Raw genomic sequence first — 14,446 nt, forward strand, 5'->3', positions numbered from 1 at the left:
CCGAAGTTGTTTCAAATTCCGCTTTTGCCGTCACGGCCGCGGCTCAGGGTCCGCTACACCGTTCGGTATAAGAAAACCCCTTTCCCGGTCCAACCTCAAACGTACGGGGTTTACCGAAACCTTACTCAGTCGCAAATAATCACGGTGCAATAACTATCGAATATCATTACCCCAAACCTGTAAGTGCTTACAGTCAGTCGTTCATGTCGAGCAGCCCAGGAAGCGGCGTAATCACCAGGGTCTGTTGCCGGTCCCGGCTGAAACGGACCATCTCCTCCCGGAGCGGCACCAGATACTCCCGGTCTCGGCCGCGGATCACCAGGATATCATGGGCCTTGGTATTGATAAGCCCGGTCACCGTGCCCAGTTCCCGCCCGTCCTCGGTTATTGCCAGAAATCCCTGAACCTCATGTTGGTAAAACTTTCCGGGTTCCAATGGCGGCAGCTCGGCCCGGTTCACCCACACCTCCAGACCGGCCAGGGCCTCGGACTCGTTCCGGCTGGTCACCCCGGCCAGGGCAAGGATCGCGTTCCGGTTCCGGCTTCTGCTGCCGAGCAGGGTAAATTCGCGGTGTTCACCGGTCTGCGGATGCCGGAGTATTATTCTGCTGTAGGACTTGAAATTATCCGGGCCGTGGATCAAGGAAGAAACCTTGAGTTCGCCCTTGATCCCCTGGGCCTTGAGCACCTTGCCCACCCGCAGGTGGTCCGGCGGGCCGGTCCCACGTCCCCGGGTCATAACCCTATTCCATGATCTCCAGCCGGGTCCGCTTGTTTCCGGCCCGGCCGGCCGCGGTCGCGGCCAGCAACGAGCGCATGGCCCGGGCCGTCCGCCCCTGCTTGCCGATAACCTTTCCCAGGTCCTCCTTGGCAACGGTCAGTTCGACCAGGACCAGGTCCTCCTGTTCCTTCTCATTGACCTGAACCGCCCCGGGCTGATCAACCAGAGCGGTGGCAATATAATCAATCAGTTCCTTCATTGATTCTCCGCTGCGTCCTATGCGGCCTCCACAGCCTCGGCCTTGCGATGTTTGCGGATCAGACTCTTTACCGTGGTGGTGGGAATGGCGCCCCTGGCCATCCAGGAATCGAGCTTCTCCCGGTTGAAAACCACCTCGGCCGGGTCCTTGAGCGGATCATAGGTGCCGACGATATCAAGGAACTTGCCGTCCCGTTTGGCCTCGACATCCGCGACCACGATACGATAAAAGGGCATTTTCTTCCGGCCCAGCCTTGTTAACCTGATCTTTACTGACATTCTTTCCGTGACCTCCTGATGGGGTTCTGCAATTGCATGGGAATGGCGCCGGACAAAGTTACCGGCCCACCTTTTGTTTTATCTCCGTCGCGACAGGCCCTTGGGCAACTTGCGGCGCTTCCTGCCGCCGACCATGGCCCCGGCCTTGCCGCGGAACTTCTTCATCATCTTCAACATCTGGGCATAGCTCTTCAGGACCTTGTTCACGTCCTGCACCGCGGTGCCGCTGCCCTTGGCGATCCGCTGCCGCCGGCTGGCATTGATCATCTGGTAATGATTGCGCTCGCGCCGGGTCATCGAATTGATGATCGCCTCGATCCGCACCAGTTCCCGTTCGTCCGGCGCAGCCACGTCCTTCATCTGCTTGATCTTGTTCAGGCCGGGGATCATCCCCATGATCTGCTCCAGGGAGCCCATCTTCTTGATCTGGCCGATCTGGTCGCGAAAATCCTCAAGGGTAAAGGTGTTCTTGCGGATCTTCCTGGCAAGCTGCTCCGCCTTTTTCTTATCAACAACTGCTTCGGCCTTTTCGATCAGGGAGAGGATATCACCCATCCCCAGGATCCGGGAGGCCAGCCGGTCCGGGTGGAACACCTCCAGGGCCCCCAGATCCTCGCCCACCCCGACGAACTTGATCGGGCAGCGGGCCACCCGCTTGATTGACAGGGCCGCGCCGCCACGGGCATCACCCTCCATCTTGGTGAGAACCACGCCGGTAATATCCAGGTCCTCGTTGAACTTGGTCGCCACATTGACCGCATCCTGGCCGGTCATCGCATCGGCCACAAAGAGGATCTCGGCCGGCTGCAGGACAGCCTTGATCCGCCGCAGCTCTTCCATCAACTCCTGGTCCAGGTGGAGACGGCCGGCGGTGTCGATGATCAGGGTATCGCATTTCACCGTTGCCGCCGCGGCCAGGGCCTCCCGGCAGATGGTCACCGGGTTGTCGCTGGCCCGGGAGGGGTGAACCCGGACCCCCAGCCGCTCGCCCAGCACCTGCAACTGATGAATAGCCGCCGGCCGATAGACATCGGCCGGGACCAGATAGGGGCTCCGGCCCTTGTCGACCAGAAACTTGGCCAGCTTGCCAGCGGTGGTGGTCTTGCCCGAGCCCTGAAGTCCGGCCAGCATCAGCACCACCGGCTGGCGGCCGTCCAGGCGCAGGGTTTCGGTCCGGCCGCCCAGGAGTTCGACCAGCTCCTCATGCACCACCTTGACCACCTGCTGGCCCGGCGACAAGCTGGCGGCAACCTCCCGGCCCACTGCCCGCCCGGCCACGGTATGGATAAACTCCTTAACCACCTTGAAGCTGACATCAGCCTCAAGCAGGGCCATCCGGACCTCGCCGAGCGCATCCTGGATATTCTCTTCAGTGAGCGTGCCGTGACCGCGCAGCTCCTTGAATACCTTTTGCAGCCGTTCCGTTAAATTCTCGAACATAAAAAAAACCGTATCCGTCGAAAACCAGGTTGATCGCCGCCTGCGAACTCGCTGCAAGCGCCCCTGGGGCATGAATTGTTTTCCACCGCAACCAGCGCCCGGATCATGCCGTTTCCGTAACCGTTCGGCAGATTATTAGCGATTCTTCGACCTTGCTGAACAACTCCATTTCCACCGGCCATTGTGACCGGAAGGCAACCGGCCGGCCGGCACACCCTGAAAAACGGGGAAGAATACCGGGATATAACCTGGATGTCAAGCCCATTCACCACCCCACCACGTTTCCCGGCGAGCGGTTTCAGCCCAGTTTTTCCAGGCAGGCGGCCAGGCCGGCCGGGCTGTCCACCTGCAGCCGCTGGTAGTTGTAATCCCGGGGCGCGATCTTTCGCAACAGCCCGCTCAAGACCGTCTTCGGCCCGACCTCGATAAAGATCCGCACCTGCCGGGTCACCAGGGAATTGATACTGTCGAACCAGCGCACCGGGCTGGCAATCTGCCGGGCCACGATATCGCGGATGGCCGCCGGGTCGGTCTCTTCGGCAGCCGTGACATTGAACAAAACCGGAACAGTCGGCCGGGCAAAGTTGATCCTGGCCATGGCAGCCCTGAAATCAGGGACCGCGTCCGCCACCAGGGGACTGTGGTTGGCCACGCTCACCTGGAGGGGAATAACCTTGGCGCCCTGTTCGGCGAACAGGGCCGCGGCCGCATCCAGGCCGGCAGGATCCCCGGAGATCACCACCTGTTTCTCGCTGTTATGATTGGCCGCGGTCACGATCCCGCGACCAGCCAGGCCGGCCAGGGCCCCGGTCACCTCGGCCATGGTCAATCCGAGCACGGCCCGCATCCCGCCGGGATGTTTCCGCCCTTCCCGCTCCATCAGCCGGCCCCGCACGGTGACCAGTTCCATGGTATCTTCAGGGGTCAGGATCCCGGCGGCGCAGAGGGCGCTGTACTCGCCGAGACTGTGACCGACAAAATAATCCGCCCGCACCCCGGCCCGGGCAAGGGCCTGCCAGCAGATGAGATTGGCCGCCGTGATCGCCGGCTGCAGATGCACGGACCGGGTCAGTTCGGACAGCGGTCCCTCCAGGCAGAGAGAGCGGAGCGGAAAACCGCTCACCGCCTCGGCCATGTCCATCAACTCCCCGGCCCGGGGATCGCTGTCCAGGAACTCCTTGACCATCCCGACGTACTGCGAGCCCTGGCCGGGAAACATCACCGCGATCTTTTTCCTCTCATTGCCCATGGGTCAATACTCCTCATCTGAAACCAGCCTGTCCGCCGGCTGTTGCTTGCCATCGAGCCAGAATCCGACCAGAAAAAGGCCTACCCCGATGGTAATGGCGGAATCGGCCAGGTTAAAGGCGGGCCAGTGGTAATCCTTAATATGGAAGTCCAGAAAATCGGTCACCGCGCCGAAGCGGAGACGATCGATCAGATTGCCCATTGCCCCGCCGGCAATCAGGCCGACCGCATAGGCAAAGATCCGGCCCGAGGCCTTGAAATGGCGATAGGAAAAGATCATCACCCCCAGGGCGATTACGGCCACCACCACGAAAAACAGCTGCCGGGCCATGGTCTGCTCGCCGCTTAAAAGGCCAAAGGCCGCCCCGGTATTGCTCACCAGCACCAGGTTAAAGAACCCGGGGATCACGATCTTCACCTCAAAGGGCTGAAAGACCGCGTGTACCCACAGCTTGGTGAGTTGGTCGGCGACCACCACCAGCACTGCCAGAGCGAACACCGCGTAATCCGTTCGAGAGAGTTTCACCATGGCCAGGGCACGCTGTCCTTATTAATAATATTCCGTCACCACGGTAACGCAACGCTGGCAGAGCAGGGGGTGAACATCGTCCCGGCCCACTGTTTCCGAACGGATCCAGCAGCGCTCGCATTTCCCGCCGTTGGCCGGCCGGACCGCCACCGCAAGCCCGGGCAACTCCTCGCTTTGGCATGCATCCGGCCCGGCGCTCTCCACCCGGCGCAGGGAAGAGACAATGGCAATCTCCTGGAGCAGGTCCCACTTGTCAGCCAGGAATCGATCCAGTTCACCGGTCACCGCCACCCGGACCTCGGCCTCCAGCGGATGGCCGATCACCTTGTCCCGACGCGCAAGCTCCAGGGCCTTGGTAATCTCGCCCCGGACCGCGAGCAGCCGCTTCCACTTGTCATCCAGTTCCTGGTCCAGGAACTGGTCGTTCTCCGGCGGGAACAGCGCGAAAAAGACCGTTTCCTCCCGGTCGGCCTGGGCCGGCAGGTGGTCCCAGACCTCGGCCGCGGTAAAGCTTGCAACCGGGGCCATCAAGCGAAGCAGGCCGTCAAGGATGGTATAGAGAACGGTCTGGGCGGACCGCCGGGCCACCGAGGCGGTGGGCGCGGTATAGAGCCGGTCCTTGATCACGTCAAGATAAAAGGCGCTCATGGTCACCCCGCAGAACTGATGCAGGCCATGGAAGACCGGATGGAAATCAAACTGCTCATAGGCGGCGATCGCCTTGCGTTTCATCAGTTCAAACCGGTGCAGGGCCCAGCGATCGATCTCCTCCAGGTCCTGGCAGGCGACCCGGTCCCGGTCCGGTTCAAAGTCAGCCAGGTTGCCGAGCAGAAAACGGATGGTGTTCCTGATCTTGCGATAGGCGTCGGACAGCTGTTTCAGGATCTCGTCGGAGATCTTGATGTCGTCGCGGTAATCCTCGCTGGCCACCCACAGCCGCAGGATCTCGGCCCCGTACTTTTTAATCACCTCTTCCGGGGCAATGACATTGCCCACGCTCTTGGACATCTTCTTGCCCTGGCCGTCGACCACGAACCCGTGGGTAAGCACCCCCCGATAGGGCGGGATATTGCGGGTGCCAACCGCGGCCAGGAGCGAACTCTGAAACCAGCCGCGGTGCTGGTCGCTGCCCTCGAGGTAGAGATCGGCCGGCGCATCAAGCTCGGGTCGCTCCTCAAGCACCGCCGCATAGCTGACCCCGGAATCGAACCAGACATCGAGGATATCCCGTTCCTGGACAAACTCGGCAGACCCGCACTGTTGGCACCGGGTATCCGGGCCGAGGAAGTCGATGGCATCGTGCCGGAACCAGGCATCCGCGCCCTCGGCGCGAAAGAGTCGGTCAATCCGGTCGATCACCGCCTGGTCGCGGAGCACTGCATTGCATTTTCTGCAGGTGAACACGGTCAGCGGCACCCCCCAGGCCCGCTGCCGGGACAGACACCAGTCGGGCCGGGACTCGACCATGCCATAGATCCGCTCCATCCCCCATCCCGGGGTCCAGGTCACCTCCTTGATCGCGGCCAGGGCCTTATTGCGAAGCCCGTTCTCCTCCATGGAGATGAACCATTGCTCCGTGGCCCGGAAAATCACCGGTTTCTTGCAGCGCCAGCAATGGGGATAGCTGTGACTGATCCCCTCCTCGTGCAGCAGCAGTCCCTTGTCGGCAAGGTCGTGGTTGATCCTGCGATTGGCCGCATGGATCTCCAGGCCGGCATAGGGGCCGGCCTCAACAGTGAAACAACCGCGGTCATCCACCGGCGACAGGATCGGCAGGTCGTACTTCAGTCCGCTCAGGTAATCGTCCCGGCCATGGCCGGGCGCGGTGTGGACACAACCCGAGCCCGCGTCCAGGGTCACATAGGGGGCAAGGATCAGGAGCGACTGCCGCGCCAGCAAGGGGTGATTGCACTTGCGCCCCTCGATCAGGCCGGCGGAAAAGGTAGCCAGAACCTCGTACTCCTCGATACCGCACCGGGAACAGACCGCTGCCACCAGTTCCTCGGCCATCAACAGGACCTCGTCAGCCACTGCCACCGCGGCGTAGGGATACCCGGGATGCAGGGCCACGGCCAGGTTGGCGGGCAGGGTCCAGGGGGTGGTGGTCCAGATCAGGGCTGCGACCTTTTTTCCGGCCAGGGCCGGGATCACCTCACCCAGGTCGTCGGCCAGGGGGAATTTCACAAAGATCGAGGGCGAACCATGGTCATGGTACTCCACCTCGGCCTCGGCCAGGGCGGTCCGGCAGGAAGAACACCAGTAGACCGGCTTCTTGCTCCTGACCACGCTGCCGGACAGGAGAAAGCGGTTGAATTCCCGGGCAATGGCCGCCTCGTAGCCATGGTTGATGGTGAGATAGGGATCGTCCCAGTCACCGAGGACCCCGAGCCGGCGGAACTCATTCTTCTGGATCTTGATCCATTTCCGGGCATATTTACGGCAGGCGTTGCGCACCCCCAGGATGCCGATTTCATGCTTCTTTTTTCCCAGTTCCTTGTCAACGTTATGCTCAATCGGCAGACCGTGGCAGTCCCAGCCCGGCACATAGGGGCAATTGAAGCCGGCCATCCGCTTGGACTTGAGAATAATATCCTTTAATATCTTGTTAAAGGCAGTGCCCAGATGAATGTTACCATTGGCATATGGCGGGCCGTCATGCAGGATATAGGCGGGCCGGCCGGCGGTATGCTCCTGGACCCTGGCGTACAGGTCTTCCTTTTCCCAGCGCGCCAGCAGCAACGGCTCCTTCTGGGGCAGGTTGGCCTTCATCTTGAACTTGGTCTGGGGCAGATTCAATGTTGCCCGGTAATCCATATATATACTCTCCCGTTACCATCGCCCGGCAAGAAATATCCCGCCGGGGGAACACTGGTGGAATTCGCTTCCAAGGCCCGCGGACAGGCCGCCAGGAGGCAACGGCGGAGCCCTGTCCGGCCCGGAAATCACGGCAAAAAAACGCAGCCGCTAACCATACCAATTAGGCTGCAAGTTGCAAGGGTAAAGTTGCAGCCCGCCGGGGCGTGAAGCCGCAATGGACGCCGCTCTTTGCATTTGACATCCTTCGGACCGGTCCCTATAGTGAAAAGGATCAGGGGCCGGTGTCTGCCGGGGGTCCACCACGCGACCCGGCCGGAACACCGGTCTGTTTTTTTCAATTTCAGTATCCGTGGCACGGAAGGAGACACACCATGTCCAAGGTCATAGCCATGGCCGGCAAGGGAGGGACCGGCAAGACCACCCTTTCGGCCCTGCTCATCCATTACCTGCTCACCACCGAACAGACCCCGGTACTGGCGGTGGATGCGGATGCCAACGCCAACCTCAACGAGTTGCTCAACCTTAAGGTGGAGATGACCCTGGGCCGGATTCGCCGGGAGCTTAAAAGCGAGATGCCGCCCAATATCACCCGGGACCAGTACATGGAGATGAAAATCCACCAGGCCCTGGTGGAGGAACGCGGCTTTGACCTGCTTGTCATGGGCCAGCCCGACGGGCCGGGCTGCTACTGCGCCGCCAACCAGTACCTGGCCATGACCATGGACCGGCTGGCGGCAAATTACCGCTACATCCTGGTTGACAACGAGGCGGGGATGGAACACCTGAGCCGGATGAACATCAATGAGATCGACGTGCTGCTCATTGTCTCCGACCCGTCGGCCCGGGGCATCCTCACCGCCCGGAGAATCGCCGAACTCACCGGTCCCCTGGGGCTGCGGATAAAAGAACAGTACCTGGTGGTCAACCGGGCTCCGGAACCGATGCCGGCCGAACTCACCGCCAAGATCAAAGAGGCGGTGGCCGCGGCTGACATGGAACTTGCCGGAACCCTGCCCGACAGCGCGGTCCTGGCCAGCCAGGAATTGAGCGGCAAGTCCTATCTTGCCCTGCCGACCGACGCCCCGGTGGTGGCTGCCGCCTTTGCCCTGTTCGAAAAAATTCTCAACTGATCCGGACGGTTCCCATCGGTCCGGCCGTTGGAAAAGGTTGACAGATCCGCTGGTTCGTAATAGAGAAAACAGGTCGTCATTCAGCATGGCCGGACCATATCGGCCGGCTTTTCACCCGGCAGCCGCCGGGAACGCCGCACTGCCCGAACATTCCGTGCATACCATGAACAAAACAATGGTGGACCTGGTCAAGGTCACAAAGATTTATCCCCCGGATGTGGCGGCCCTTGAGGATGTCAGCCTGAGCGTGGCCCAAGGGGAGATGCTTTTTCTTACCGGGATGAGCGGGGCCGGAAAATCGACCCTGTTGAAGCTGATCTGCGGCATTGAGACACCCAACAAGGGGCTGATCGAGGTGATGGACCGGGACCTTGCCAAACTCAAGCCCAGGGAGCTTCCCCGGCTGCGCCAGAAGGTGGGCATGGCCTACCAGGACTTCAAGCTGCTGCCGGACCGGACCGTGGCCCAGAATGTCGGCATGGCCATGGAGGTCTCCTATGAGAACTACCGCAACATCCGCAGCCGGGTAAAGGAACTGCTCCGGCAACTTAACCTGGGGCATAAACACGATACCCTGGCTGACAAGCTTTCCCGCGGCGAGCAGCAGCGGGTGGCCATCGCCCGGGCCGTGGCCAACTTTCCGGCCCTGGTGCTGGCCGACGAGCCCACCGGCAATCTGGATGCCACCACCACTGAACTGGTGATGACCCTGCTCAGGCAGTACAACGATGCCGGCTGCACGATCATCATCGCCACCCACGATCAGTCTATCTACCGGAACAGCGACCATCGAGTGATCGAACTCAGCCTGGGACGGATCGTCGATCAACCGGCAGGGCCGCTCAATGCCCGGGAGTCGCGATGAAATTCCTGACCCATGTCCTGACCCAGACCGGACGCAACCTGCAGAAGACCTGGGCCACCCAGTTGATGACCCTGCTCACCGTGAGTCTGTCGGTGCTGATATTCGCCTTCTTCTTCCTGATCTATACCAATGTGATCAAGGCCGGAGAGCGGCTGGGCGATCATCTCCGGCTCACCATCTATCTGGACGAGGAACCGGGCCCGGAGATGCGGGTCCTGTTGACAAAAAAAATCACCGACTTCAACGAGGTGGAGAAGATCAAGTTCACCTCCCGGGCCCAGGCCTTCAAGCGACTCTCCACTCAACTTGGCGACGATCAGGAGGTGCTGGCCGACATGGACCCCTCCTTTCTGCCGCCCTCCATCGAGATTTACCCGAAAAAGGACCTCAACAGCCTGGCCCGGATCAAGGCGTTTTCCGACTATCTCGAAACCCTGCCGGGCGCCACCAAGGTCCAGTACGGGCATGGCTGGGTGGAGCGGTTTCACTATTTCACCAAGCTGGTCCGGGTCATCGTCCTGTTGAGCGGGATTCTGCTGATCCTGACCACGACCTTCATGGTGGCCTACACCATCCGCCTGGCCGTGATGAACCGGCAGGCGGAGCTTGAGATCCTCAGGCTGCTGGGGGCCACCAACAGCTATATCCGAGCCCCGTTCCTGCTGGAGGGGCTGCTCCAGGGGCTGCTCGGTTCGGCCCTGGGGATTTTCCTGCTGCTCATGCTCTTCCGCTGGATCAAGATGTTGTTTACCGGAGAAGGCTTTCTGAACCTGTTCGAATTTTCCTTTTTCCCGCCGCTCACCACCGGAATCATTATGGCCGCGAGCATACTGCTCTGCACCGTGGGCAGCCTCTCGGCCATGCGGAAATTCATGCGCATATAAAATGAACAACAACGCTTTCGGGAAATCGCAGCCCATTGGTACCCGGGCACCATCCAGCAAAGCAAAACAGGGCCGGAGATGTCGGCCGGCCCCCCTCCTTATGGCCGTGCTGCTGGCCGTAATTGTCTGCGCCTCCCCCCTGCCGATCGAGGCGACCGGGCCCCGGCTCGCCATTAAGCCGCCGCAGGCAGAGATCAAGGTCAACAATAAAAGAATCCAGCGACTGCAGGAAGGAATCATCGAGCAGAAGCTCAACATCCTTAACTCCCGGAAAAAGGAACGCGACGTTTTAAACGAACTGGCGGAAATCAACAACCGGTTGCTGAAACAGCGGCAACGGTTGGCAAGGATCAAGCATGAATATATTATTCGGGAACAACAGTTGGACGCGGACCAAAAAAAACTGGTCCGGATAACCGTGGAACATGAAGCCTTCAAACCCCACGTGGAAAAACGGCTGGCCGCCTATTACCAGACCGGTACGGTCAGCATGGTGAATGTCCTGTTTTCCAGCCGCAGCCTGCCGGATATGCTCGACCTGCGGGAATCCTTTCGCCGCCTCCTGCAACATGACCGCAACGCCATAAGAAACTACCGGGCCACCGTTGCCGAACTGGAACAGACCCGCCGGGTCCATACCCGGGAACGGGAAAAGCTGATCGCGATAATGGAACAGGTCCGCCGGGAGGAACAGAGCCTGGCCGACACCCAGGCGGCCCGGCAAAGGCTGCTCAAACGAATCGGCACGGAAAAGGCTCTGTATCAACAGGCCGCGGCAGAGATCAAAAAGGCGGCCACCGAACTGGCCGACACCCTGCGGGAGCTGAGAATGCGAGCCACCCCGGTGCTGGCCGCCGCCGCGCCGGCCCCTGTCCGACCCTTGGCGGCCAGGCCCGAAGCAACGGCAAACGACCGCTCCTTTGCCGGCCACAAGGGCCGGCTCGCGCCGCCGGTGGCCGGCATTCTCCTGCCCCGCTCCCGCAGGAACAGTTCCGGCAAACTGGTCGAAACTCCGGGAATCGACATCCAGATCCCGGCCGGGACCCCGGTCAAGGCGATCTATGCCGGCCGGGTTATCACCTCGGCCCGGCTCAAGAACTATGGCAACCTGCTTATCATTGATCACGGCCACCAGTACTACTCGGTTATTTCCCGGGCCGCCCGGTTTTACAAGAAAGAGGGGCAGCTGGTAAAAAAAGGCGAGATTATCGGGCAGACCGGGCCGGACACCGCCCGACCCGGCCATGGCCTGCATTTCGAACTGCGGCACGGCGTCAACCCTGTCGACCCCCTGGAATGGCTCAATACCTCCACCCTCACCGGACGGTCCTCTCGCTGACAATATTCTGTTGATAGGACAGCACCCGCCGTGCTAAGTATAGCGAAGTTACTGAGTTATTAGTTATGCCCCGGGTCACCGGCAAACCGACAAAAGGATCCCCCATGAACCGAAAAAGAAGTCTGAACGGCAGAAACACCCTGATATTGCTGGTTGCCTGCCTGTCCTTTCTCCTCCCCTCCCCGGCCGCTTCCGCCGAAAAAACCGGTAATCTTCAGGAGACCTACAAGAGCCTGGAGATCTTTTCCAACGTGTTGAGCGAAATCCAGAAGAACTATGTGGAAGAGGTCGACACCAAGGAGGTGATCAAGGGGGCGATCAATGGAATGCTGGCGGCCCTGGACCCCCATTCCTCCTTCATGTCTCCCGAGGATTTCAAAGAGATGCGGATGGAGACCAAGGGCAGCTTCTCAGGGATCGGCATTGAAATCACCATGAAGGACGGGGTCCTGTCCGTGGTGTCCCCCATTGAGGGCACGCCCGCCTTTAAGGCCGGAATCAAGGCCGGTGACATGATTGTTAAAATCGAGGGTGAAACCACCAAGGGGATGACCCTGATGGATGCGGTAAAAAAACTGCGCGGCCCCAAGGGTACCGAGGTGACCATCTCGATCCTGCGCCGGAACTGGACCGATATCAAGGAGTTCACCCTGGTCCGGGACGTGATCCCCCTGCACAGCGTCAAGGCCAAGATGCTTGAGCCGGGCTTCGCCTATATCCGGATCACCAACTTCCAGGCCCAGACGGCCCGGGACCTGAAAAAGGAACTAAAGGACCTCACCGGTCAGGAGGATATCACTGGTCTTATTCTTGACCTGCGCAACAATCCCGGCGGGCTGCTCGACCAGTCGATCAAGGTGGCGGACTTTTTCCTTGAAAAAGGAATAATCGTTTCCACCCGCGGACGGCTGGAGGACCAGAACATGGAATACCGAGCCCACGCCGGGGGAGATAATTACCACTTCCCGCTGGTGGTCCTGGTCAACGGCGGTTCGGCAAGTGCTTCGGAAATCGTGGCCGGCGCCCTGCAGGACCAGCGCCGGGCCCTGATCCTCGGCACCCAGACCTTTGGCAAGGGCTCGGTACAGACAATCGTGCCGATGAACGACGGCTCTGGACTGCGCCTGACCACGGCCCGCTATTATACCCCCGACGGCACCTCCATCCAGGCCAAGGGCATCACCCCGGATATCGTGGTTCCGTTCAAAACTCCGCCGACCGGTGACCAGGCTGAAGCCGGTCATGAAAACAGAAAAATTGTACGGGAAAAGGACCTGCGCCACCACCTGAAGAACGGCGACGAATCAAAGAAAACCGACCGGCAGGTGGTGGAAGAGAAAGGCGAAAAAAGCAACAAGGATGATCAGGCCGCTGAGATCAAAAAAGAGCTGGCCCGGGACAATCAGTTGAACACCGCCCTGCTCATCCTCAAGGGCCTGAACATGATGGACCGCGGAACAACGGAATAACAGAGGGCGGTATCGGACTGACAGGACATATCCGACCTATGACCTATGGCTCGCGTTTCGCGAGCGATGTTACTGGCCACTGCCTACCCTCCTCTGTCTTTTGTCCTCCGTCCTCTGTCTTCTGTCCTCTGTCCTCCGTCCTCTGTCCCTCAAAATCCCAGCTCTTTCAGAAACCGCATGTTCCGGCTCCAGTTCTTCCGGACCTTGACCCACAGCTTGAGCAACACCCGCTGGTCGAGCAGGGTTTCGATATCCGCCCGGGCAGTACTGCCGATCTTGCCGAGTTTGGTCCCCTTCCTGCCGATGATGATCGCCTTCTGGGAGCCCTTTTCCACATAGATGGTGGCATGGATGGTGACCAGGCCGCGCTGTTCGTCCTCCTTGAAACTGTCGACCAGCACTGCGGTGGAATAGGGCACCTCCTGCCCGGTGAGCAGAAAAATCTTTTCCCGGATGATCTCGGCGACAATGAACCGTTCGGTGCTGTCGGTGGGAATATCCTCGGGATAGAGGCGCGGCCCGGACGGCAGGAGGCGGATAATCTCCTTGACCAGAATATCGGTGCCGTTGTTGTTCAGGGCCGAGATGGGCACAATGGCGGCAAAAGGATATACCGCCTGGTACATCTTGATCAGGGGGAGGAGCTGCTCCTTGTCCAGCAGATCGATCTTGTTGAGTCCGAGGATCGCCGGCCGTTTGCTTCCGGCAAGATAGTTTATCGCCTTTTTCTGTTTTTCCGGGAGCGGCAGGGATACATCCGCTAAAAAGAGGATCACCTCCACCTCGGTCAGGGTGGACAGGGCGATCTTGACCATCTCCTCGTTCAAGGGCTGCCGGGCCTGGTGCAACCCCGGGGTGTCAAGCAGGATGATCTGGTATTCCGGAGCGTTCATGATCCCCAGAATCCGGTTGCGGGTGGTCTGGGGCTTGGGGGTGACAATGGATATCTTCTGCTCAAGCAGGGTATTCATCAGGGTGGACTTGCCCGCGTTGGGCGGCCCGACAATGGCCACCATCCCTGTCCTGCACTGCTGTTCGTTGTTCTCCGAATGCATATTCCCGCTCTGTTTGATTTTTTGTAACCGTTCACCGGGGGTACGGATTTACGGTAATCTCATGCCCGTAAGCGGTTACCAGTGGCTTAGATTCGTTCATTTGGGACTGCGAAGCATACTGGTGCTATTCGAGCAGGCCGAAATGGGCGAAGATGAGGTGCTGGTGAACGCTTACGATTTTTTTTCGGTTGCCCATCATACCCGATGTGGGGCCGGGCAGCAGTGTAAAAATGATGACAAATCACCAGAGACCTGGTAGATGATCCATCTCCCGACGGTAAACGCTTACCGGCCGGTGGGTTCCGTAAATCTGTAGCCCCTGGGGAACGGTTACTCCCGACGTACGGAGTTCGGGTTTTCTCCTGAAGATCACTACTTGCAGGTAACTGATCCCGGGGCAACCACCCAGTTG

Annotated in this window: 14 protein-coding genes; 6 read left to right on the plus strand and 8 right to left on the minus strand. The window is 60.0% G+C overall.

Translation table 11 applies throughout. The annotated features are described in order from the left end of the window. Window positions 1-193: 193 nt before the first annotated feature. The 7 genes from rimM to ileS form a co-directional block, all read right to left on the minus strand. Window positions 194-739, minus strand: coding sequence for a ribosome maturation factor RimM (gene rimM / locus L3J03_04275; protein MCF6290196.1), 546 nt, complete (start codon window positions 737-739; stop codon window positions 194-196). A gap of 4 nt (window positions 740-743) precedes the next feature. After that, the gene (locus L3J03_04280) at window positions 744-980 is read right to left on the minus strand and encodes a KH domain-containing protein (GenBank protein MCF6290197.1); all 237 of its coding nucleotides are present in this window, start codon (window positions 978-980) and stop codon (window positions 744-746) included. A 17-nt stretch (window positions 981-997) separates the two neighbouring features. After that, complete coding sequence (rpsP, locus tag L3J03_04285; protein ID MCF6290198.1) at window positions 998-1,258, minus strand: 30S ribosomal protein S16; 261 nt, start codon at window positions 1,256-1,258, stop codon at window positions 998-1,000. Between the two features lie 78 nt (window positions 1,259-1,336). Then, on the minus strand, window positions 1,337-2,698 hold the full coding sequence (gene ffh, locus L3J03_04290; GenBank protein ID MCF6290199.1) for a signal recognition particle protein: 1,362 nt from the start codon (window positions 2,696-2,698) through the stop codon (window positions 1,337-1,339). A 298-nt stretch (window positions 2,699-2,996) separates the two neighbouring features. Continuing rightward, window positions 2,997-3,947 (minus strand): ACP S-malonyltransferase, encoded by a 951-nt coding sequence (fabD, locus tag L3J03_04295; protein MCF6290200.1) that lies wholly within the window; start codon window positions 3,945-3,947, stop codon window positions 2,997-2,999. A 3-nt stretch (window positions 3,948-3,950) separates the two neighbouring features. Next, window positions 3,951-4,475, minus strand: coding sequence for a signal peptidase II (gene lspA, locus L3J03_04300; GenBank protein ID MCF6290201.1), 525 nt, complete (start codon window positions 4,473-4,475; stop codon window positions 3,951-3,953). Window positions 4,476-4,496: 21 nt separating this feature from the next. Continuing rightward, entirely contained in the window at window positions 4,497-7,289 is a 2,793-nt protein-coding gene (ileS, locus tag L3J03_04305) for an isoleucine--tRNA ligase (GenBank protein MCF6290202.1), read from the minus strand. 374 nt (window positions 7,290-7,663) lie between these two features. Between ileS and L3J03_04310 the strand changes: the two genes are divergently transcribed. The 5 genes from L3J03_04310 (at window position 7,664) to L3J03_04330 (ending at window position 12,979) form a co-directional block, all read left to right on the plus strand. After that, window positions 7,664-8,422 (plus strand): AAA family ATPase, encoded by a 759-nt coding sequence (locus L3J03_04310; GenBank protein ID MCF6290203.1) that lies wholly within the window; start codon window positions 7,664-7,666, stop codon window positions 8,420-8,422. 85 nt (window positions 8,423-8,507) lie between these two features. Then, window positions 8,508-9,287: a cell division ATP-binding protein FtsE gene (gene ftsE, locus L3J03_04315; protein ID MCF6290204.1), complete on the plus strand. Its 780-nt coding sequence runs from the start codon at window positions 8,508-8,510 to the stop codon at window positions 9,285-9,287. Next, complete coding sequence (locus tag L3J03_04320; GenBank protein ID MCF6290205.1) at window positions 9,284-10,171, plus strand: permease-like cell division protein FtsX; 888 nt, start codon at window positions 9,284-9,286, stop codon at window positions 10,169-10,171. Before ftsE ends, L3J03_04320 begins: the two co-directional genes overlap by 4 nt. Window positions 10,172-10,271: 100 nt before the next feature. Continuing rightward, window positions 10,272-11,510: a peptidoglycan DD-metalloendopeptidase family protein gene (locus L3J03_04325; protein ID MCF6290206.1), complete on the plus strand. Its 1,239-nt coding sequence runs from the start codon at window positions 10,272-10,274 to the stop codon at window positions 11,508-11,510. Window positions 11,511-11,614: 104 nt separating this feature from the next. Next, window positions 11,615-12,979 carry a S41 family peptidase gene (locus L3J03_04330; GenBank protein MCF6290207.1) on the plus strand — a complete coding sequence of 455 codons (1,365 nt, stop codon included), beginning with the start codon at window positions 11,615-11,617 and terminating at the stop codon, window positions 12,977-12,979. 149 nt (window positions 12,980-13,128) lie between these two features. Here L3J03_04330 and era read toward each other — a convergent pair whose 3' ends face one another. Next, window positions 13,129-14,034, minus strand: a complete 906-nt coding sequence (gene era / locus L3J03_04335; protein ID MCF6290208.1) for a GTPase Era — start codon at window positions 14,032-14,034, stop codon at window positions 13,129-13,131. 61 nt (window positions 14,035-14,095) lie between these two features. Here era and L3J03_04340 point away from each other — a divergent pair, with 61 nt between their 5' ends. Beyond that, window positions 14,096-14,293: a hypothetical protein gene (locus L3J03_04340; GenBank protein MCF6290209.1), complete on the plus strand. Its 198-nt coding sequence runs from the start codon at window positions 14,096-14,098 to the stop codon at window positions 14,291-14,293. The last annotated feature ends 153 nt before the right edge of the window (window positions 14,294-14,446 follow it).

Source organism: Desulfobacterales bacterium (assembly GCA_021647905.1).
Lineage (GTDB): Bacteria > Desulfobacterota > Desulfobulbia > Desulfobulbales > BM004 > JAKITW01.